This is a genomic window from Streptomyces sp. NBC_01261 (assembly GCF_036226385.1).
Taxonomy (GTDB): domain Bacteria; phylum Actinomycetota; class Actinomycetes; order Streptomycetales; family Streptomycetaceae; genus Streptomyces.
In genome coordinates, this window is sequence record NZ_CP108463.1 from 9,911,525 (window position 1) to 9,931,094 (window position 19,570).

At 70.8% G+C, this 19,570-nt stretch carries 19 protein-coding genes; 10 read left to right on the forward strand and 9 right to left on the reverse strand.

Annotated elements, in window-relative coordinates:
- Positions 1 to 23 precede the first annotated feature (23 nt).
- The 4 genes from OG226_RS44085 to OG226_RS44100 are packed head-to-tail and all read right to left on the reverse strand — an operon-like array spanning position 24 to position 3,500.
- On the reverse strand, positions 24 to 1,001 hold the full coding sequence (locus OG226_RS44085; protein ID WP_328685172.1) for a cyclase family protein: 978 nt from the start codon (positions 999 to 1,001) through the stop codon (positions 24 to 26).
- Positions 998 to 2,005: an amidohydrolase family protein gene (locus tag OG226_RS44090; protein ID WP_329352253.1), complete on the reverse strand. Its 1,008-nt coding sequence runs from the start codon at positions 2,003 to 2,005 to the stop codon at positions 998 to 1,000. The genes OG226_RS44085 and OG226_RS44090 overlap by 4 nt, the downstream gene beginning before the upstream one ends.
- Positions 2,002 to 3,126: an FAD-dependent monooxygenase gene (locus OG226_RS44095; RefSeq protein WP_328685174.1), complete on the reverse strand. Its 1,125-nt coding sequence runs from the start codon at positions 3,124 to 3,126 to the stop codon at positions 2,002 to 2,004. The genes OG226_RS44090 and OG226_RS44095 overlap by 4 nt, the downstream gene beginning before the upstream one ends.
- 50 nt (positions 3,127 to 3,176) lie before the next feature.
- Positions 3,177 to 3,500 carry an antibiotic biosynthesis monooxygenase family protein gene (locus OG226_RS44100; RefSeq protein WP_328685175.1) on the reverse strand — a complete coding sequence of 108 codons (324 nt, stop codon included), beginning with the start codon at positions 3,498 to 3,500 and terminating at the stop codon, positions 3,177 to 3,179.
- 263 nt (positions 3,501 to 3,763) lie between these two features.
- On the opposite strand from OG226_RS44100, the gene OG226_RS44105 reads away from it, so the two are divergent.
- The 5 genes from OG226_RS44105 (at position 3,764) to OG226_RS44125 (ending at position 10,033) form a co-directional block, all read left to right on the forward strand.
- Entirely contained in the window at positions 3,764 to 4,738 is a 975-nt protein-coding gene (locus tag OG226_RS44105) for a fumarylacetoacetate hydrolase family protein (RefSeq protein WP_328685176.1), read from the forward strand.
- Positions 4,735 to 5,670: a VOC family protein gene (locus tag OG226_RS44110; protein ID WP_329352254.1), complete on the forward strand. Its 936-nt coding sequence runs from the start codon at positions 4,735 to 4,737 to the stop codon at positions 5,668 to 5,670. The genes OG226_RS44105 and OG226_RS44110 overlap by 4 nt, the downstream gene beginning before the upstream one ends.
- Positions 5,671 to 5,711: 41 nt before the next feature.
- Positions 5,712 to 7,013: a histidinol dehydrogenase gene (hisD, locus tag OG226_RS44115; protein WP_329352255.1), complete on the forward strand. Its 1,302-nt coding sequence runs from the start codon at positions 5,712 to 5,714 to the stop codon at positions 7,011 to 7,013.
- Positions 7,010 to 7,816 carry an SDR family NAD(P)-dependent oxidoreductase gene (locus OG226_RS44120; protein ID WP_329352256.1) on the forward strand — a complete coding sequence of 269 codons (807 nt, stop codon included), beginning with the start codon at positions 7,010 to 7,012 and terminating at the stop codon, positions 7,814 to 7,816. The genes hisD and OG226_RS44120 overlap by 4 nt, the downstream gene beginning before the upstream one ends.
- 297 nt (positions 7,817 to 8,113) lie before the next feature.
- Positions 8,114 to 10,033 (forward strand): hypothetical protein, encoded by a 1,920-nt coding sequence (locus OG226_RS44125; RefSeq protein WP_329352257.1) that lies wholly within the window; start codon positions 8,114 to 8,116, stop codon positions 10,031 to 10,033.
- Between the two features lie 40 nt (positions 10,034 to 10,073).
- Here the strand turns inward: OG226_RS44125 and OG226_RS44130 are convergent, their stop codons facing one another.
- Positions 10,074 to 10,472, reverse strand: coding sequence for a nuclear transport factor 2 family protein (locus OG226_RS44130; RefSeq protein WP_328685181.1), 399 nt, complete (start codon positions 10,470 to 10,472; stop codon positions 10,074 to 10,076).
- A gap of 70 nt (positions 10,473 to 10,542) precedes the next feature.
- On the opposite strand from OG226_RS44130, the gene OG226_RS44135 reads away from it, so the two are divergent.
- Positions 10,543 to 11,106, forward strand: a complete 564-nt coding sequence (locus tag OG226_RS44135) for a PadR family transcriptional regulator (RefSeq protein ID WP_329352258.1) — start codon at positions 10,543 to 10,545, stop codon at positions 11,104 to 11,106.
- Between the two features lie 5 nt (positions 11,107 to 11,111).
- Positions 11,112 to 11,837 (forward strand): class I SAM-dependent methyltransferase, encoded by a 726-nt coding sequence (locus OG226_RS44140; protein WP_329352259.1) that lies wholly within the window; start codon positions 11,112 to 11,114, stop codon positions 11,835 to 11,837.
- Between the two features lie 12 nt (positions 11,838 to 11,849).
- On the opposite strand, the gene OG226_RS44145 is transcribed toward OG226_RS44140, so the two are convergent.
- Both OG226_RS44145 and OG226_RS44150 read right to left on the reverse strand, forming a co-directional pair.
- Positions 11,850 to 12,662: an alpha/beta fold hydrolase gene (locus OG226_RS44145; RefSeq protein ID WP_328685184.1), complete on the reverse strand. Its 813-nt coding sequence runs from the start codon at positions 12,660 to 12,662 to the stop codon at positions 11,850 to 11,852.
- Positions 12,663 to 12,740: 78 nt separating this feature from the next.
- Positions 12,741 to 13,574 (reverse strand): alpha/beta hydrolase, encoded by an 834-nt coding sequence (locus OG226_RS44150; protein WP_328685185.1) that lies wholly within the window; start codon positions 13,572 to 13,574, stop codon positions 12,741 to 12,743.
- Between the two features lie 141 nt (positions 13,575 to 13,715).
- Between OG226_RS44150 and cynS the strand changes: the two genes are divergently transcribed.
- A complete protein-coding gene (gene cynS / locus OG226_RS44155) occupies positions 13,716 to 14,162 on the forward strand; it encodes a cyanase (protein ID WP_328685186.1) in 447 nt (148 codons plus the stop codon).
- A 10-nt stretch (positions 14,163 to 14,172) separates the two neighbouring features.
- On the opposite strand, the gene OG226_RS44160 is transcribed toward cynS, so the two are convergent.
- Both OG226_RS44160 and OG226_RS44165 read right to left on the reverse strand, forming a co-directional pair.
- Positions 14,173 to 15,318 carry an RNA polymerase sigma factor gene (locus OG226_RS44160; protein WP_328685187.1) on the reverse strand — a complete coding sequence of 382 codons (1,146 nt, stop codon included), beginning with the start codon at positions 15,316 to 15,318 and terminating at the stop codon, positions 14,173 to 14,175.
- On the reverse strand, positions 15,315 to 15,734 hold the full coding sequence (locus tag OG226_RS44165; protein WP_328685188.1) for a YciI family protein: 420 nt from the start codon (positions 15,732 to 15,734) through the stop codon (positions 15,315 to 15,317). The genes OG226_RS44160 and OG226_RS44165 overlap by 4 nt, the downstream gene beginning before the upstream one ends.
- Before the next feature lie 258 nt (positions 15,735 to 15,992).
- On the opposite strand from OG226_RS44165, the gene OG226_RS44170 reads away from it, so the two are divergent.
- On the forward strand, positions 15,993 to 17,228 hold the full coding sequence (locus OG226_RS44170; protein ID WP_329352260.1) for a glycosyltransferase: 1,236 nt from the start codon (positions 15,993 to 15,995) through the stop codon (positions 17,226 to 17,228).
- 95 nt (positions 17,229 to 17,323) lie between these two features.
- On the forward strand, positions 17,324 to 19,525 hold the full coding sequence (gene helR, locus OG226_RS44175; protein ID WP_329352261.1) for an RNA polymerase recycling motor ATPase HelR: 2,202 nt from the start codon (positions 17,324 to 17,326) through the stop codon (positions 19,523 to 19,525).
- The last annotated feature ends 45 nt before the right edge of the window (positions 19,526 to 19,570 follow it).

Sequence of the window (19,570 nt, forward strand, 5' to 3'; positions counted from 1 at the left end):
ATTGAATGCAGTCACGGGCGGGCTCACTTGATCGCGATCGGATTGACGGGGGCACCCACCGCACCGGTCACCGGCAGCGGCGCGGCGACCAGCAGGAACTCGTGGACACCGTCGGCCGCGCAGTCCTCGGCCAGCGCCTCCAGGTCCCACATCTCGCCCAGCGGCAGACCCATGTTGGGGATCGCTATCTGGTGCAGCGGGGACATCGCGGGCTGCGGGAACTCGTACGGCCGTACCTCAAGTCCCCAGGTGTCGGAGGCGATCGCCGCGATCTCCGTGCGGTGCAGCCAGCCGAGGGTGGTGAAGGAGAGTCCGGGCGCGTCACCGGCGGCGTAACCGCCCCACGCGCCGAGCCGCCGTACGCGGCCGAGTTGGCCGGTGCGGATCAGGACGAGGTCGCCGCGCCGTACGGAACTGGTCGCGCCCTGTGCCTCGATCGTGGCCCGCAGATGCTCCTCCAGGATGGGGAATCCGTCCGGGAGTTCGCCGTGCTCGTCGCCGACCGCGCGGCCCACGTCCAGGAGGACCCCGCGGCTGGTGAAGGCCTCCTTCATGTGCTCGATGCCGGTGACCGAGTCGCCGTCGCCGTTGACGATGGTGCACGGACGGCCGTTCCACGCCTGCTTGTTGTCGTAGATGTGGCCCAGGCCGTCCCACTGTGTGGAGGCCTGTAGAGGCATCACGATGTGGTCGTCGGCGCCACCGAAGCCGTGCGGGAAGCCCTGGGTGCCGGCCGCGGCGTCGGAGCCGGTGTCCTTCATGTAGTGGACCGGGTTGATGCGGCCGCGGAAACCACGCTGCGGGCCCGACTCGTTGAACTCCTGGGCGAGCGAGAACGACCGCCCGCGCCGCACCAGACCCACCGCGTGGGCACGGATCGCGTCGTCGATGAAGTTCAGCGTGCCGAGCACGTCGTCATCGCCCCAGCGGCCCCAATTGCGGTAGGCGGAGCGGGCCTTGGCGAGTTCTTCCTCGATCGGACCGAGGGCACCGGCGGTCATCGCGTACGTCCTTTCAGCAGCAGGTCGAGGGCGTTGCCTCCGGCGACGGCGGCCCGGTCTGCCGGGGTGAGCCCGGCCGCGTCCAGACGGGCCACCGGGTCGTCGACGCCCATGTCGAAGGGGTGGTCGGTACCGAGGACGACCCGGTCCGCGCCCACCTCCTCGACGAGGTGACGCAGGGCGCGCGGGGTGTACACCAGCGCGTCGAACCACATCCGGCGCAGATAGGCGCTCGGTGGTTCGGCGCAGCCGCGCGCGTCCTCCCGTACCTGCCAGGCATGGTCCGAACGGCCGATGTACGTCGGCAGATAGCCCCCGCCGTGCGCCGCCACCAGCTTCAGCCGCGGGAAGCGGTCCAGGACCCCGGTGAAGACGAGCTGCGAGAGGGCGACCGTCGTCTCCACCGGCTGACCGACCGTGTTTCCCAGGTAGTTGGTGGCCAGGCGTGCACCGAGGGAGCAGCCCCACGGGTGCACGAAGACGACCACGCCCAGCTCCTCGGCCCGCTGCCACACCACGTCGTGGGCGGGGTCGGCCAGTTCGCGGCCGTCGACCGTCGTGGAGACGCTGATGCCGTACAGGCCATGGTCGTTGACCGCCTGGTCGAGCAACGCGACTGCCAGGTCGGGGTGTTGGAGCGGGACCGTGCCCAGGCCGTACAGCCGGTCGGGTGCGGTGGCGCAGTGCGCGGCCACGGCGGCGTTGACCGTGCGGGCGAGGTGGATCGCGAGGTCCGGGTCCGCCCAGTAGTGGTGCATCGGCATCGGGCCGACCACCTGGATGTCGACGCCCATCGCGTCGAGATCCGCGAGGCGGGTGGTGACGTCCGTCAACTTGGGTGCCAGGCGCTGGAGTTGGGCGCGGTTGGCGGTGAGGGACGCGGGGGAGTGGGCGCGCTGCTCGGCGGCGAGTTCGGCGGTGAGACCCGGGGTGCCCGCGACCAGGGCGTCGGCGGCGGGGACGGCTAGGTGGCCGTGGAAGTCGACCACGGGCGAGCCGCTCACGCCGCCGCCGTCAGGTTGCCCAGGGTCTCCGACATGATCCGGGCCGGGTCGGCGCCGGGGGTGTCCGGGTGGATCTCCCAGTCGGCGAGCTGGAGGGAGTTCTCCAGGACCATCCGGACGCGGGGCAGGCGCCGGTTCATGAAACGGTCCAGGGCCCTCTCCGTCGGCTCGTCCCCCGTCACCGACTCCGCGAGCAGTACGGCGTCTTCCATGCACATCGCGGCGCCCTGCGCGATGAGCGGCGGACAGGCGTGCGCGGCGTCGCCGATGACCATCGCGCGGCCTCGATGCCAGGGCTCGTCGACGAGGATCGCCTCGATCCAGCGGTAGTCGACCGCCGTGTCGTCGGGCAGCGAGGCGAGGATCCTGCCCCAGGTGCCGCCGTACCCGGCACCGCGTTCACGCAGCAGGGCGAGGGGTGCGCGGGGGCCGATCAAAGTGGTGTCGAGGTTCTCGTCGAGGAGGTAGGCGTAGCACTGGTCGGGGGAGATCGGGCTGTAGCCGGCCTTGAAGCGGGGGCCGCCGTAGTACACCTCGGCGCAGTCCATCTCGGCCGGGCGTTCCGCGACGACCCGGAAGATCGACATGCCGACGGGACGGGGCTTGGCGTCGATGCCGATCAGTGCGCGCATCGCCGAGTTGATGCCGTCGGCGCCCACGACGAGGTCGTAGCGGCCGGTCGTACCGTCGGTGAAGGCCACGTCCACGTGGTCGGGTGTCCGGTCGAGCCGGTCCACGCTCAGCCCGAGGCGGACCCGCACCCGGTGCGTGCGCACCGCGTCGCACAGCGCGTCCTGCAGATCCGCGCGCAACGCCCCGGCTGTGGACGGCAGTTCGGGCCCGCCGGTGTGCGGGGTGTGCAACTCGGTGAGCAGCCCGCCGTCGGCACGGCGCAGCCGCATGAGGTCGAACGGCACCGCCCGGGCCAGCACCCGGTCCAAAACACCCACGGAACGCAGCGCCTTGAGCGCGTTGCCCTGAAGGGTGATGCCATGGCCCACCCCGAACCACTGCGGAGAGATCTCGGCGAGCTCCACCTCGGCGCCGCGTTGGGCGAGCGCGAGACACAGCACGCTTCCGGTGATGCCGCCGCCGACGACGAGCACCTTTTGTACGGGCATGGGCGATCCTTGCGAACGTAGACAGAAGTGGGGGGTCAGCCTGGCTGTGCTCATTCCGGGGGCAGGCCCCGGGGCCCCCGCCGGGCGCCGAGTTCGTGGAAGTGCTCGACGGCCGGCGGCTCGGCGAAGAACGGCCCGACGAGGGCCCGCCAGCGCCCGAATGCCTCGGACTCCCGGAAGCCGACGTCGTGCGCCTCGACCGACTCCCAGCCGACCAGCAGGAGGAAGGTCGTCGGCCGCTCCGCACCGCGCAGCAGCTCGGCCCAGCGGAACCCGTCGGCCTCGGCCAGCACCTCGCGGGCCTTGCCGAACACCTCCGCGAACTCCTGCTCACGACCCGCCTCCACGGTCAGCTCGGCATGCTCGACTATCACGTTCTTCTCCTCGGGAAAGTGGGTGTTCCGAGCCTGCGTGGGCGGTCGACGCACGGTCAACGGATCGAGGCATCGGCAAGGGGGACGTCATGCATCCCGTACGGCGATGGAGCTGCGGTCGAGCCGTCCGGCGGGCCGGTGACGGAGGAGCGGGTGCGTGCCCGGCGGACCGGTGATGGCAGGCATCGCGGATCGCCATTTCCGCCCGCTCCCCGGGCTCCCTAGCGTCGAGGACGAGCCCCCACCCGTACGAGGAGAGCGCCGTGCCCGATCCACTGCCCACCCATGCCGGACCCTTCGCGCTCGGCACCTTCGCCTCCGGTGCCTCCGGTGAGGCGGGCTTCCCCGGCCTGGTCACCGGCGACCGCGTGCGTGACCTCTCCGACCTCGTGCCGTCGATCCGCGCACTCGTCGAGGACTGGGCCGGCTGGCTGCCCCGACTCGACGACCTGGCCCGGTCCACCGAGGGGACCTGGCACGAGCCGGCCGCACTGCGCGTCCTGACCCCGATCGAGCCCGGCCAGATCCTGCAGAGCGGCGCCAACTACCGCAAGCACGTGGTCGATCTGGTCGCCGCCGAGAAGGAGAGCGTGCACGGTGCCACCCCCGAAGCGGCCCGTGCCGACGCCGAGTCGATGATGGACGAGCGCGCCCGCAACGGAGTGCCGTACGTCTTCCTCGGCTCCCCGCGCGCGATCACCGGCCCCTACGACGACATCGTGCTCCCCGCGCTCGGCGAACAGCACGACTGGGAACTCGAACTCGCCCTGGTCATCGGCAAGTCGGGCAGGAACATCGCGGCCGAGGACGCGATGGAGCATGTCGCCGGGTACACGATCTCGAACGATCTCACCACCCGCGACCGCCTCTACCGGCCCGACCTCAAGGCCATCGGCACCGACTGGTTCACCGCGAAGAACGCCGACACCTTCCTGCCGACCGGGCCCTTCCTGGTACCGGCGGCCTTCGTAGGGGACCCCGGCGACCTGCGGATCACCCTGCGCCACAACGGAGTTGTCCGCCAGGACGAGTCCACCAAGGACATGATCTTCGACATCCCCCGGCTCATCGCGTACATCTCCACGACCACCACCCTGCGCCCCGGCGACCTCCTGCTCACCGGTTCCCCGGCCGGCAACGGCGCGCACTGGGGCGTCTTCCTGCAGCCCGGCGACGTCGTCGAGTCCGAGATCACCGGCCTGGGCCACCAGCGCAACACCGTCAGGAGCCACGTATGAGCTTCCAGCCCATCACTCATCTGCGCCATGTCGACCTGGCCGTACCGGACTTCGCCCGCCAGCGCGCCTTCTACGGCACGACGTGGGGCCTGACCGAGGTCGCCAACGACAGCGGTGTCGCCTTCTTCGCCGCCGAGGGCAGCCCGGAGCAGTACATCGTCCGCATCCGCGAGGACGAACGGAAGCGGATGGACCTCGTCGCCTTCGGGGCCGTGTCACCGGCCGCCGTGGACGAGTTGCACGGGCGGCTCGGGCGGGCTGATGTCCAACTCATCGGCGAGCCCGGCGCGTTGGACACCCCCGGCGGTGGCTACGGCTTCCGGTTCTTCGACCCGGACGGGCGGGTCGTCGAGGTCTCGGCGGACGTCGGGACGCGCGCTCACCGGAGGATCGAGGAGCGGGAGGCGATCCCCGTCCGGCTCTCGCACTGTGTGGTCAACTCCCAGGACCCGGAAGGGCTTCGGGACTTCTACGTCCGGCACCTCGGGTTCCGGCTCACCGACACCCTGTACTCGTCGTACATGGGCGACCTCATGTACTTCCTGCGGTGCAGCCCGCTCCACCACTCCTTCGCGATCGCCCGGGGACCCCATGTCTCCCTGCACCACGCCTCGTTCGAGATGCGCGGGGTCGAGGAGTACATGCGCGGCACCGGGCGGGCGCTGCGCGCCGGGACCCGGCTGACCTGGGGGCCCGGGCGGCACCTCGCGGGCGACAACACCTTCTCCTACTTCCACGACCCGCACGGCAACACCGTCGAGTACACGACCGAACTCGCCGTCCTCGAAGAGGACTTGTGGCACCCGGGCCGGCACGACGTCGACGACCCGATCACCCAGGACCAGTGGGGCACCGCCGACCCGATGAGCGAGTCGGTCGCCAAGGAGCAGTTCAACGACCCCGACGTGCTGTTCGTGGCGCCCCCCGTCTGACACCCCCCTTGTCGCGAACCACCCGCAGAAAGGCCGCAGTTGTGGCAACGATCCTGAAGCACGCCGTGCCCAAGTCGGAGGTGACCGCCTCGCTCGCCCAGGTGCGCGAGACCGTGACCGGCGTCATCGCGGACATCCGCGCGCGCGGTGACGAGGCGGTGCGCGCCTACTCCGAGAAGTTCGACAAGTGGAGCCCCGACTCCTTCCGCCTGACCGACGAGGAGGTCGAGAAGATCATCGCGTCGGTGCGGCAACAGGTCATCGACGACATCCGCTTCGTCCAGGACCAGGTGCGCACCTTCGCCCGCCACCAGCTCGACTCCTTGCGGGAGTTCGAGGTGGAGACCCTGCCGGGCGTGCGGCTCGGGCAGAAGCACATCCCGGTGCGGGCGGCGGGCGCGTACATCCCCGGTGGGCGCTACCCGCTCACCGCCTCCGCCCACATGACCATCGTCACCGCCAAGGTCGCGGGCGTGCCCCGGGTCGTGGCCTGCACGCCACCCATCCACGGGGAGATCCCGGCCGCCACCGTCGCCGCGATGCATCTCGCCGGCGCCGACGAGATCTGGCTGCTCGGCGGGGTGCAGGCGGTGGCCGCCATGTCCGTCGGCACCGACACGATGCGACCCGTCAACCTGATCGCCGGGCCCGGCAACGCCTATGTCGCCGAGGCCAAGCGGCAGTTGTTCGGGGAGATCGGCATCGACCTGTTCGCCGGGCCGACCGAGATCCTCGTCCTCGCCGACGACGAGGCAGACCCGTTCGTGTGCGCCGTGGACCTGCTCTCGCAGGCCGAGCACGGCCCGGACTCCCCGGCCGTCCTCATCACCACCTCCCGCGAGGTCGCCGAGAAGACCATCGCCGAGGTGGAACGCCTCCTGCCCGGCATGCCCACCCGCGACTTCGCCGAGCCCGCCTGGCGCGACCACGGCCAGGTCCACGTCGTCGACACCCTCGACGAGCTGTACGCCCTCGCCGACGAGTTCGCCTTCGAGCACGTGGAGGTCCTGACCGCCGAACCACGCCTCGCGCTGGAGCGGATGACCCAGTACGGCGCCCTGTTCCTCGGCGAGGGAACCTGTGTGTCCTTCGGTGACAAGGTCATCGGCACGAACCATGTGCTGCCCACACGTGGAGCCGCGCGCTATACCGGCGGCCTGTGGGTGGGGAAGTACCTCAAGACGGTGACCTACCAGGAGGTCACCGACACCGATTCCCAGGCGCTCCTCGGCCGGCTGTGCGGACGGGCGGCCCGCGTCGAGCTGTTCGAGGGCCACGCGCGCTCCGGTGACGTACGGGCGGCGAGGGCCGCGGGCGACGAACTGCCCTGGAACACCGCGTGACCTCGGATCCCGGCGTCACCTCGGATCGCCGTACGCCTCTCGACGGCCGTACGGCACTCGTCACCGGCGGCGGTGGACCGTTGGGGCGCGCCTTCGCGCTCGCCCTCGCGGAGGTCGGCGCCCGGGTGATCCTGGCCGGCCGCAACGAGGTGGCGCTCGCGGACGCGGCGGCAGAGGTGGAGAAGGGCGGCGGACAGGCTCGTACGGCCACCTGCGATGTCTCCGACCCGGAGGCTGTCAGTGCCCTGGCCACCCAACTCGCGGACGAGGACGTGTCGTTGCTCGTCAACAACGCCGGAGTCGCCGGTCCCGTACGGCCGTTGGTCGACATCGAACCGGACGAGTGGGACGACGTGTTCGCCGCCAACGTCCGGGGCGTCTATCTGATGTGCCGCGCCTTCCTGCCGCCGATGCTCGCGGCCGGACGCGGTGACATCGTCAACGTCGCCTCGGTCAGCGGCAAGCGGCCACTCCTCAACCGCACCCCGTACACCGCCTCCAAGATGGCGCTGCTCGGCCTGACCCGGACGCTCGCCGGGGAGGTCGGTCCGCGGGGGATCGCGGTCAACTCCCTTTCCCCGGGCCCGGTCCGAGGCCCGCGCATGGACCGGAACTTCCGGCTCACCGCCGAACTGACCGGCTGTACGGTCGCCGAGGCCGAGCGCGACTTCGCCTCGCGGGCCGCCCTCGGCCGGCTCGTCGAGGAGCACGAGGTCGCACAGGCGCTCGTGGCGATGCTGGCGATGCCCGGCCTGTGCGGGGCCGACATCGACCTGTCGGCCGGGATGATCGCCCCGTCGTAGCTGAACGGGGTGCGGAGAACGGCGAGGCGGACGGCTGACGAGCCGTCCGCCTCGCCGTCGCGCGTACGGGAACACGCCCGCTATGACGACTCTGTGTGACCGCCATGAAATGGTCCGCCTGATCCGAGGCATCGGGCTCCCATATGTGTGCGCCGCCCGCCTATTCCCTGGTTCTCATGGCTGCTTCACTCCCTCGTGCGCACCTTCGGTGCCTCCGCCGGGCCGTCCGCACCCCCGCGTTCGACGGTCCGTCGGTCACACTGCGCGACGGCGCATCGATCCCTGGGAAGGCAAGCAATGACGCTGATCACCCGACGCTCGGTCCTGATCGCCGGTACCGCCACGGCCGGAGCCGTACTCGTGCCGGCGGTCTCCGCCACCGCCGCGCCGACGGCCACCAAGACCCCGAAGGCCTCGGGCAAGCGGATCTCGGTCGCCTCCGGTGAGACGTACACGGTCTCCGCCACCACCCGCGTGAGCGAGCTGTCCATCGCCGCCGGCGGCACGATCGCCGCCCCGGACGGCTCCAGCCTCTCCCTGACCGTCGACGGAGTGGAGACCGGCCAACTCCTCACCGCCACCGGCGAAACAGCCACCCTGATCCAGGCCGGCACCTACCGGGGCGACGTCGTCCTGACCGTCTCCGCCGCCAACGAGGTGACGTACGAGACGCTCACCTTCCCGTTCCGGCAGGCGATGTACGTCGACGGCGACGGCGTGGTCACGGACAAGTCCGTCCTCGCGGCCGTCCTCGGCGGCAAGCTGACGGACGCCTACGCGAAGAACGTGTCGATCACCTCGACCGGCGAGTGCTTCGACGGCGTGTACGTCCAGGACGCCACCTACACCCTCGACCGGCCCTCCATCTCCCTTACCGGCAACGGACGTTGCGACTTCGCGGGCTACGGCGCCGCGGTCGTCGGCGACGGCTCCGCCACCACGCTCGTCGTGGACGGCGCCCGCATCGACAACAAGGGGGTCGTCCGCACCGCCGTCATCGCCAACGACGGCGCCAACGTCATCGTCAAGGACTCCGTCCTCCGCGCCCGCAACGGCGTCCTGCCCGCCGACTACCAAGCCACCGTCGAGACGCCGTACATGGAGTCCGTGCCCTGGATGCTCGGCCTCGACGGCAACGTCCGCGCGACCAACCTCATCGGCAAGAACAGCAAGGCCACCTACCTCAACTCCACGGTCTTCTCCGAGACTTGGGGCGCCCTGTCGGTCGAGGGCGGCAGCGGACTCAAACTGACCGCCATCAACAGCCACTTCGGCAACACGGGGGAGTACGGCTACGGCACCTACGCCATCGGCGACGCGACCGTGCGGGTGCTCGGCTCCCGGCTCGACGTCGGCAGCTACGCGACCATCATCGCGGGCCCCGCCGCGGTCGTGCACTACGGCGACAGCACCCGGGCCGCCGTCTCCGCGCTCAACACCGAGCTGGAACTCGGTCTGTCCAAGGCCGAGTTGGCGTCGATCCCGGCACGCAACACCGTCGTGAACTCCGGGCACTTCGGCTACATGTTCTTCGGCGCCGGCCAACTCACCCTCGACGGCGGCACGGTGATCAACTCCGACCGGGCCACCTTCCTCAACAAGGGCCAGCAGACCACGATCGGCGTCGACGGCTCGCAGGGCGCCCGGCTCAACCCGCGCGACGGCATCATCCTCCAGATGATCGAACTGGACGACCCGGGCCCGGTCCCGGTCAACGGCAAGATGATGAACATCGGCGTCTACACCGAGCCCACCGGCGACCCGGCGAAGGACACGAGCTTCGACCCGACCGCCGTGCATGCCACCGACGGTGCCGCCACCTTCAACTCCATAGCTCTGAAAGGTGACTTCTACAACGGCATGCGCACCGGCAAGAACATGGTCCTCACCTTCGCGGGCGCGAGCGTCGAGGGCGTGATCTCCGCGACGAAGGCCAAGCACCGCGTCTCCAGCATCGACGCGTCGACCTTCTACGAGCTGGGCATCGTCACCAACACCGCCCAGGCCGCCGTCAACAACGGCGCGATCGTGCGGCTGAACAGCGGCTCGACGTGGACGGTCACCGGCACCTCCTACCTGACCCGGCTCGCCCTCGCCGCCGACGCGACCGTCAAGGCGCCCCGGGGCAGGAAGGTCACGCTGACGGTCGACGGGACGGCCACGGCCATCACGCCGGGCCGGACGTACACGGGCGCGCTGACGCTGACCGTGGCGTGAGCCAAGGCGGGGGCGCCCCTCAGGGCTCAGCACCAGGGCCTCACGCGAGCCGCGCCTCCGCCTCCTTCGCGATCCGTTCGAACTGTGCCCCCATGGCCGCTTGGAGAGCCTGCGCCCCCGACAACGGCCGGACCATGACCGTCAGTTCGTCGATCAGGCCCTCCTCGTCGACGTGGATGAAGTCGCATCCGGTCAGCTGCCGGTCGCCGACCCGCGCGGCGAACATCAGCGCGCTGTCGCTGCCCTCCGGGTCGCCGATCTCCCGGACGTAGCGGAAGTCCTCGAAGACCCGGGCCACCCCGTGCAGGATCGCCGCGGTGATCGCCTTGCCGGGGTACGGCTTGAACACGACCGGGCTGGTGAAGACCACGTCCTCCGCCAGCAGCGCCTCGACGGCGTCCATGTCCTGCGCCTCGACCGCCTCACGGAACGCACGCATCGGTTCACCTCATAGTCAATTTGTTGAGTAGGTGTGGATGAGACTAATCAACGGCTGTTAGCGTGTCCACATGTCCCTCAAGTACGCGGTCCTCGCGGCCCTCCTGGAAGGCGAGGCCTCGGGCTACGAGCTGGCGAAGGTGTTCGACGTGTCGCTGGCCAACTTCTGGCCCGCGACACCGCAGCAGCTCTACCGCGAGCTGGACCGCCTGGCGCAGGACGGCCTGATCGAGGCACGGGTCGTACAGCAGGAACGCAGGCCCAACAAAAGGATGTTCACGCTCACCGAGGCCGGCCGGCGCGACCTCGACACCTTCGCCGCCGAGCCGCCCCGGCGCCCCACCGCCATCCGCGACGAACTCCTCATCAAGATCCAGGCCATGGACGGCACCGACCCCGCCGTGACCCGGGAACTGATCGAGGAGCGCAGGTCGTGGTCGCGCGGCAAGCTCGACCGCTACGAGCGCGTACGGGACCGGCTCCTCGGCGGCCGGACCGAGGGGGAGTACCTCCGGGACGCCGACCGCATCGGGCCGTATCTCACGCTCATGGCCGGGATCACCTTCGAGGAGGAGAACCTGCGCTGGTGCGAGCGCGTTCTCGCGATCCTGAAGCAGCGCGTTGCCCTAGGCTGACCCGGATGTTCAGCCCCGAAGGCCCCAGTCTGCGCGAACTCGCCGTCCAGGCCCTGTCGTCCGTCGAGCACGGCTACGACCTCCTCGCGCCCAAGTTCGACCACACCCCGTTCCGCACACCGGCCCCGCTGCTCGACGCGGTCGCCGCGATGCTGCGCCGCGTCGGCCCCTTCGACGACGGACTCGACCTGTGCTGCGGCACCGGCGCGGGCGTCGAGGTGCTGGCGAAGGTGTGCCGAGAGAGCGTCACCGGCGTCGACTTCAGCGCGGGCATGCTCGATGTCGCACGGGAGCGCGTGACGAGCGGCGGACCCCGCGTCTCATGGGTGCGCGGCGACGCCCGGGCCCTGCCGTTCGCTTCGGCCTTCGACCTGGTGGTGAGCTTCGGGGCGTTCGGGCACTTCCTGCCCCGCGAACTGCCGGGACTGTTCGAGCAGGTCCGCTCGGTGCTGCGGCCCGGCGGCTGCTTCGCCTTCCCCGTCGTCGCGCCGCCGCGTCCCACATCGCCCGCGTACTGGATGCTGTCCGGCTTCGACGCGGTGATGAAGGTACGCAACGCCGTCTGGCGACCGCCCTTCGTCATGTACTACCGGGACTTCCAACTCGGTCACGTTCGGCCGGAGTTGGAGCGGATCGGCTTCGACGTCGACCTCTACGCGCTGCCCGAGTTCGGGCATCGCGGCGACGGCAGCCCCCGCGTCCGCGTGGTCGCGGCGCGACGGCTGCCGTAGCCGGAGCAGGTCTTAACCCGTCGCTGTCGCCGCCGACTTGATGACCTTCGTGACCAGGTCGGGGTGGGAGATCATCACGACGTGCGAGGAGTTCACCACGGTCGTGTGCGAACCGGCCCGCTTGGCCTCGAAGCGCTCCAGGTCCGGCGCGATCGCCCGGTCCTGGGCCGCCACGACCGCCCACGAGGGGATGTCGCGCCAGGCCGCCGCCGTGGCGACGTCCGTGAACGCCGCAGCGCTGATGGGGCGTTGAGAGGCCCCCAGTAGTGCGGACGTGGACGCCGGGAGGTCGGCGGTGAACACCGCGTGGAACTTCGCCGTCTGGATCGCCAGATCGGTACCGCCCGCGCCGTCGGGCAGCGGCTGCAACGCGTCGCCCAGCTGCGACCCGGGGAACCGCGCGCCGAGTTCGCCGAGTTGCTCGCCCTTGTCGGGGACGAAGGCGGCGACGTACACGAGCGCCTTCACGCTCGCGTCGCCCGCGGCCGCCTGGGTGATCACCGCGCCGCCGTAGGAGTGTCCTACGACGACCTTCGGACCGTCGATCGTCTTGAGGATCGCGGAGATGTAGGCGGCGTCCGAGGTCAGCCCGCGCAGCGGATTGGCGGGCGCCACGACCGTGTACCCCGCCTTCTGCAGCCGGGAGGCCACGGCCGACCAGCTGGACGCGTCGGCGAACGCCCCGTGCACCAGGACCACGGTGGGCTTCGGCTTGGGGTGCGAACCCCCGGTGGCGGATGCCGCCGAGGCCGGGAGCGCGGTGGCCGCGAGGGTGCCGGCCGCCGCAACCGCCCCCAGAATCAAGGGTCTACGGGAAATCGTCATCGGTCGGCTCCAGTTGAGGTCGAGGAGATCGGCGTCGTACGCGTGCTCATCGGTACCGGGCGGGGGCCGTGCGGGAGTTCAGGCATAGCGGCGCACGAACGACAGGGCGGTGTCCGCGACCTCCTGCCAGCCGTGGTCGATGGTCAGCGCGTGGCCCCGGTCCTTGATCTCGGTGATCTCGGTGACGTTCTTGTTGTGCTGCTGCTTCTTGTAGGAGGCGTTGGCGATCGACCACGGCACGGTGTGGTCCTTCTCGCCCGAGATGATCAGGAGCGGGCCGCGGTCGGGGTTCCCCGTGTCGACCTTCGCCTCTGTCCACGGGTTGAGGTTCGCCGTGGCCGCCTGGAACAGCGGGGCACCGGGCGCGGGCACGGCGAACGTCTCGTACAACTCCCGCGCCTCCTCCTCGCCGACGGCGTTGGCGAACCCGTAGCGGAACTGGTCGTAGGTGAGGGGGACCGCGCGATTGCGGTTGGCGGGGTTGCTGAGGACGGGGGCGGAGGAGCGCAGCGCGGAGATCGGCAGGGGCAGCACGCCCCGGAACGGCGCCGGGTCGATCGCCACGGACGCGGCGGAGAGTCCGCGCCCGGCGAGGATCTGGGTGAGGAGTCCGCCGAAGGAGTGGCCGACGATCGCCGGCTTGCGGGTCAGTGTGCCGATCAACTCCGCGAGATGGTCGGCGACTTGGCCGACCGTCTTGCCCGCCATGACTTCGGGGTGCTCGTTCGCCTCCTTGACCGTCTCCGGGTCGTCGGGCCAGGACAGCGAGACCGGCGCGTACCCGGCCTGCTCGAAGTGCGCCGCCCAGCGGTCCCAACTGCTCGGCAACAGCCACAGACCGTGGACGAAGACGACCGGCGTGCGCTCGACGCCGTTCGCCCGCTCGATCTGCTGTACGTCGATATGGGTCATGTCCGCAGTATGAGTCCGCGGACTCCTGGAGTCTGTTGTACGGCCGCACTTGGTTCAGGGTGACGCCATTGTCGCGGCCCGGGCGATCTCCTACGCTGAACCGCGTGGGGGCAAGAGTGCTGTCCGGGAACGGAGTTGTGCATGCTCAGCAAGGGTGAAGCCGGCGAATCGGTCCGTCAGGCCAAGGTGAAGACCGGTGTCACATGGGCCCAGTTGGCGGAGGCCGTGGGCCGACCGCTCGCGTGGACCACCGCGGCCCTGCTGGGTCAGCACCCCATGTCCAAGGACGAGGCGGCGACGGCCGCCGCCCTCCTCGAACTCGGTGAGGACGCCGCCCTCGCCTTCCAACTCCAGCCGACCCGGGGCGCGTTGGACGCGGCCGTACCCGTGGACCCGACGATCTACCGGCTCTACGAGGTCATCCAGGTCTACGGCCCCACCATCAAGGAACTGATCCACGAGCAGTGCGGCGACGGCATCATGAGCGCCATCAACTTCCGCCTCGACGTCAGCCGCGTGCCCGACCCCGCCGGTGACCGGGTCGTCATCACCCTCGACGGGAAGTACCTGCAGTACCAGTGGGAGTGACCGGGCCCCGTCAGCGATTTCGGCCCGTGTTGAGCCGGGCGGCCTGACGGGTCAAGTGGTCGCGTTCGGCGAGGTTGGGGGCTTTGCGTGCCGCCTCCGCGTACAGCCGGGCCGCCGTCTTCAGGTCGCCCTCGCGTTCGTGGAGGTAGGCCGCCACCGCGGTGTACCGGGGGAGGGAGTCGTCCAGTACCGCCAGCGCGGCCAGGCCGGCGCGCGGGCCGTCGGCCTCGCCCACGGCCACCGCGCGGTTGAGGCGGACGATCGGGCTGTCGGTCAGGCCGACGAGTTCGTCGTACCACTCGACGATCTGCACCCAGTCGGTCTCCTCGGCGGCGGGCGCGTCCGCGTGGAGCGCCGCGATCGCGGCCTGCGCCTGGAACTCACCCAACCGGTCCTGGGCGAGGGCGACTTGGAGGATCGTGACGCCCTCGGCGATCAACGTGGTGTCCCACCGGCTGCGGTCCTGCTCGGCGAGCGGCACCAGGCTGCCGTCCGGCGCGGTCCGGGCGGTGCGCCGGGCGTGGTGCAGCAGCATGAGCGCGAGCAGGCCCGCGACCTCGGGGTGGTCGATCGCGGTGGCGAGCTGCCGGGTGAGCCGGACCGCCTCGGCGGCGAGGTCGACATCGCCGGAGTAGCCCTCGTTGAACACCAGGTAGAGGACGCGCAGCACGGTCGCGACATCGCCGGGCTGGTCGAAGCGCACATCGGAGACGGTGCGCTTGGCCCGGCTGATCCGCTGCGCCATCGTCGCCTCGGGCACCAGATAGGCCCGCGCGATCTGCCGCGTGGTGAGCCCGCCGACGGCGCGCAGGGTGAGCGCGACCGCCGACGACGGCGTCAACTTCGGGTGGGCGCACAGGAAGTAGAGCTGGAGCGTGTCGTCCGAGGCGGGCGCGGGCCCGGGAGCCGGCTCCTCGTCCACGAGGTCCTCGCGCCTCCGGCGGGCGGTCTCCGCCCGCGTCGCGTCGAGGAACCGCCGCCAGGCCACCGTGACCAGCCAGCCCTTCGCGTCCCGCGGTGGATCGTCCGGCCACACCCGGACCGCCTCGACGAGCGCGTCCTGCACGGCGTCCTCGGCCGCCGCGAAGTCCGCTCCGCGGCGGACGAGGATGCCGAGCACGCTCGGCGTGAGGCTCCTCAGCGGGACCTCGTTCACTTGAAGGTGCACTCCGTGGTGGTGGAGTGCACGCCCAGGAACGGGCGCAGCTCCAGCCACTCGTGGATCGGCCTGCCACCGGCCCCGGGGGCGGCCGACAGCTCACCGGCCAGCTCCACGGCACGCTCGTAGGTGTCGACGTCGATCACCATCCAGCCGGCGATGACGTCCTTGGTCTCGGCGAACGGGCCGTCCGTGACCGGAGGGCGCCCGTCACCGTCGTAGCGGACGAACGTCCCCTCGGGGGAGAGCGCCTGGCTGTCGACGAACTCGCCGGTCTTCTCCAGACGGGCCGCGAAGTCGTTCATGTACTGGACGTGGGCCGTGATCTCCTCGGGTGCCCACTGGTCCATGGGGACGTCGTTCACGGCGGCGGGGGCGCCGCGGTAGTGCTTCAGGAGCAGGTACTTGGCCATGGTCGTTCTCCTCGGTGCTCGTGCGACCCATTGTGGTCGCGTTCACCTCGGGGACGGAGCCGGGCGCGGGTTCTCGACATCGGCGGCGGATTTTTTCGCCGCGCACTTCGCGAGGTCTGTGCGGGAGGGTGGAAGGGAGGCGTACTCACTCCTCTTCCCTTCTTAACTTATAGCGCACCCGGGGGCTTGCGGCAAGGCCCCCGGTGTGCCGCAGAATGTCCGGCCTGAGGTCATGACCTGCGGAAACGGGAGTGCGGAATGCGTGTGTTGTTGACGACGTGGGGATCGCGCGGGGATGTCGAACCGCTCGCGGGACTCGCGTCGCGTCTGCTGGAACTCGGAGCGGAGGTACGGGTGTGCGCGCCGCCGGACGAGGAGTTTGTGGAGCTGCTGGCCCGGGCCGGTGTGCCGCTGGTACCGCTCGGACCGTCGGTGAGGTCCGTGGTGAACGGTGCGAAGCCGCCGTCGGCGGAGCGGGCGTTCCAGCTCGCGCCCGAGCTGGTCGCGGCCCGCTACGAGACGCTCACGGCGGCGGCCGAGGGCTGTGACGTGCTGCTGGCCACCGGTCTGATGCCGGCCGGCGCCCGTTCGGTGGCCGAGAAACTCGGCATCCGCTATGTGCTCGCCTGCTTCCACACGGCCGGACTGCCGTCGTCGAAGTACCCGCCGCTCTCCCGGCCGGGCCACGCGTCCTCGCCGGGGGAGACCGACATCAAGGTCCTGTGGGAGCAGGACGCCCAGCGTGTGAACGCCCTGTACGGCGAGGCGGAGAACCGGCACCGGGCGGAGCTCGGCCTGCCGCCGGTCGAGAACGTGCGCGACTACGTCTTCACCGAGCGGCCGTGGCTGGCGGCGGCCCCGGCGCTGTTCCCGTGGCAGGACCACACGGACCTCGACGTCGTGGTGACCGGCCCGTGGATCCTGCCCGACGAGCGCCCGCTCCCGGCCGACCTGGAGACTTTCCTGGAGGCTGGTGACGAGCCGGTGTACGTGGGGTTCGGCAGCATGGCCCTGCGCACCTCGCCGGACTTCGCCCGGGTCGCCGTCGAGGCCGTCCGCGCACAGGGCCGCCGGGTCCTCCTCGCCCGGGGCTGGGCGGGCCTGGCCGCGGTCGACGACCGGGACGACTGCTTCGTCGTAGGAGAGGTCAACCAGCAGGCGCTCTTCCGGCGGGTCGCCGCCGTCGTGCACCACGGCGGCGCGGGCACCACGACGACCGCCGCACTGGCCGGTGCGCCGCAGCTGGTCGTGCCGCAGATCGCCGACCAGCCATACTGGGCGGCAGGGGTGGCCGAGCTGGGCATCGGCGTCGCACACGACGGGCCGACGCCGACCTGCGACTCCTTGTCGGCCGCGCTCAGCACCGTCCTGGCCCCCGGGATCCGGGACCGGGCGCGGGCCGTGGCCGGCACGATCCGCACCGACGGGACGACAGTGGCCGCGAAGATGCTCCACGACATGGTCAGCGGGGAAGGGCGGTCCACGCACGCGTGAACCGGCAGAACCGAGCACACGAGAAACCGCACGCACCGGTCCCCACGCCCAGCCGCACGCCGGGCCGTGAGCGACCTCAGATCGGAATTGATGCCGTGAACCCCCTGACCACCAGCGCCTTCGACCTTCCCGACCGGCTCTCGGCGAAGGCCGACCCGGCGCTGATCGGCGCCGACGAGCAGCACTTCGCGGCGATCGCGGAGAGCCTCGACCGGTCGATCGCGGAACTGACCGAGAGCCTCGACACCGCGCGCAGGGCACCGGGCGGCATCGGCCGGGCGGCGATGGACCGGGACACGGAGGTCCACCGGCTCACCACACGGCTGCGCACCCTGCGTCGCTTCGGCCTGGACCTGTGCCTGGGCCACATGGTGGACACCGACACCTCCGAGCCCGTGTACATCGGACGGCTCGGCCTCACCGACAGCACGGGCCGACGGCTGCTCCTCGACTGGCGCTCGCCCGCGGCGGAGCCGTTCTTCGGCGCGACCCACGCCAACCCGATGGGGCTGGCGAGCCGCCGCAGGTACCGCTGGACGCGCGGCCGGATCAGCGACTACTGGGACGAGGTCTTCACCGCGGACGGCTTCGCCGGGCACGCCGCGCTCGACGACCAGTCCGCGTTCATCGCCAGCCTCGGAGGCAACCGCTCGGGCCGGATGCGCGATGTGCTCGGCACCATCCAGGCCGACCAGGACGCCATCATCCGCGCGGGATCACGCGGCGCGCTCGTCGTCGACGGCGGCCCCGGCACCGGCAAGACCGTCGTCGCCCTGCACCGTTCCGCCTACCTCCTCTACTCCGACCCGCGCCTCGGGCACCGCAGGGGCGGTGTGCTGTTCGTCGGTCCGCACCGGCCCTATCTGGACTACGTCGCCGACGTCCTCCCCAGCCTCGGCGAGGAGGGCGTGCAGACCTGCATCCTGCGGGACCTCGTCGCCGAGGGCGCCGCGGCGGTCGCGGAGGCCGACCCGGAGGTGGCCCGGCTGAAGTCCTCCGTGGGGCTGGTGCGGGCGATCGAGCCCGCCGTCCGGTTCTACGAGGAGCCGCCCACCAAAGGCATGAACGTCACCACCCACTGGTCCGACATCTGGCTGAGCCCCGAGGACTGGGCCGTCGCCTTCGAGGCGGCCGAACCCGGCACCCCGCACAACGAGGGACGTGAGCAGGTCTGGCAGGAACTGCTCACGATCCTGGTCGACAAGCACGACGACACCGCCTCGCCGCGGGACGGTGAGGACGGACAGGTCACGCCCGAGCAGCTCCGGCGGTCGCTGCGGCAGAACCGGGAACTGCTCACCGCCTTCAACCGCGCCTGGCCGCTGCTCGAAGCGGCCGACCTCGTCGGCGACCTGTGGACGGTACCGGCCTACCTGCGCAAGTGCGCCCCCTCCCTGAGCCGCGACGAGGTCCAGCGCTTGCAGCGCGCGGACGCCCAGGCCTGGACGGTGTCCGACCTCCCGCTGCTCGACGCGGCACGGCAACGGCTCGGCGACCCCGAGTCCGCGCGCCGCAAGCGCCGGCAGGACGCCGCCGTGGCGGCCGAACACGCGCGTCGGACCGACGTCATCGACAGCCTGCTGCAGAACGTCGAGATCGACGAGAGCGAGGGCGCGATGGGCATGCTCCACGGAAAGGATCTACGGGACGCCCTGATCGACGAGGCCGCACAGGTGTCCGCCGTCGAACCCGACCTGCTCGCCGGGCCGTTCGCGCACATCGTCGTGGACGAGGCACAGGAACTGACCGACGCGGAATGGCAGATGCTCCTGCTGCGCTGCCCGTCCCGCAGCTTCACCATCGTCGGCGACCGCGCCCAGGCCCGGCACGGATTCACCGAGTCGTGGCAGGAACGGCTGAAGCGGATCGGCCTCGACCGGATCAACCTGGCGTCGCTGACCGTCAACTACCGCACCCCGGAAGAGATCATGACGGAGGCCGAGCCGGTCATCCGCGCCGTGCTCCCGGACGCCAACGTGCCGACCTCCATCCGCAGCAGCGGCATCCCCGTCGTCCACGGACCCACCTCCGACCTGGAGTCGGTCCTCGACACCTGGCTCGCCGAGCACGCGGACGGGATCGGCTGTGTCATCGGTACGGCCGAGACGGACGCGGACATCTTCCGGGCGAGGCCGCGCGTCCGGGCGCTGACTCCCGTGCTGTCCAAGGGACTTGAGTTCGACCTGGTCGTCCTTCTCGACCCGGAGGAGTTCGGCGAGGGCATCGAAGGGGCCGTCGACCACTATGTGGCGATGACCCGGGCGACACAGCGGCTGGTCGTGCTCACGAGCGCCTGAGTCCGGCGGGCGCGCGGCGGGTCGGGACCCGCCGCGCGCCGACGT

What these genes read in the sequence shown, in the direction of transcription:
- OG226_RS44085 (WP_328685172.1), bottom strand. Translation starts at nt 1,001, where the DNA reads ATGACCGCCGGTGCCCTCGGTCCGATCGAGGAAGAACTCGCCAAGGCC.
- OG226_RS44095 (WP_328685174.1), bottom strand. Translation starts at nt 3,126, where the DNA reads ATGCCCGTACAAAAGGTGCTCGTCGTCGGCGGCGGCATCACCGGAAGC.
- OG226_RS44110 (WP_329352254.1), top strand. Translation starts at nt 4,735, where the DNA reads ATGAGCTTCCAGCCCATCACTCATCTGCGCCATGTCGACCTGGCCGTA.
- OG226_RS44125 (WP_329352257.1), top strand. Translation starts at nt 8,114, where the DNA reads ATGACGCTGATCACCCGACGCTCGGTCCTGATCGCCGGTACCGCCACG.
- OG226_RS44130 (WP_328685181.1), bottom strand. Translation starts at nt 10,472, where the DNA reads ATGCGTGCGTTCCGTGAGGCGGTCGAGGCGCAGGACATGGACGCCGTC.
- OG226_RS44135 (WP_329352258.1), top strand. Translation starts at nt 10,543, where the DNA reads ATGTCCCTCAAGTACGCGGTCCTCGCGGCCCTCCTGGAAGGCGAGGCC.
- OG226_RS44140 (WP_329352259.1), top strand. Translation starts at nt 11,112, where the DNA reads ATGTTCAGCCCCGAAGGCCCCAGTCTGCGCGAACTCGCCGTCCAGGCC.
- OG226_RS44145 (WP_328685184.1), bottom strand. Translation starts at nt 12,662, where the DNA reads ATGACGATTTCCCGTAGACCCTTGATTCTGGGGGCGGTTGCGGCGGCC.
- OG226_RS44150 (WP_328685185.1), bottom strand. Translation starts at nt 13,574, where the DNA reads ATGACCCATATCGACGTACAGCAGATCGAGCGGGCGAACGGCGTCGAG.
- cynS (WP_328685186.1), top strand. Translation starts at nt 13,716, where the DNA reads ATGCTCAGCAAGGGTGAAGCCGGCGAATCGGTCCGTCAGGCCAAGGTG.
- OG226_RS44165 (WP_328685188.1), bottom strand. Translation starts at nt 15,734, where the DNA reads ATGGCCAAGTACCTGCTCCTGAAGCACTACCGCGGCGCCCCCGCCGCC.
- OG226_RS44170 (WP_329352260.1), top strand. Translation starts at nt 15,993, where the DNA reads ATGCGTGTGTTGTTGACGACGTGGGGATCGCGCGGGGATGTCGAACCG.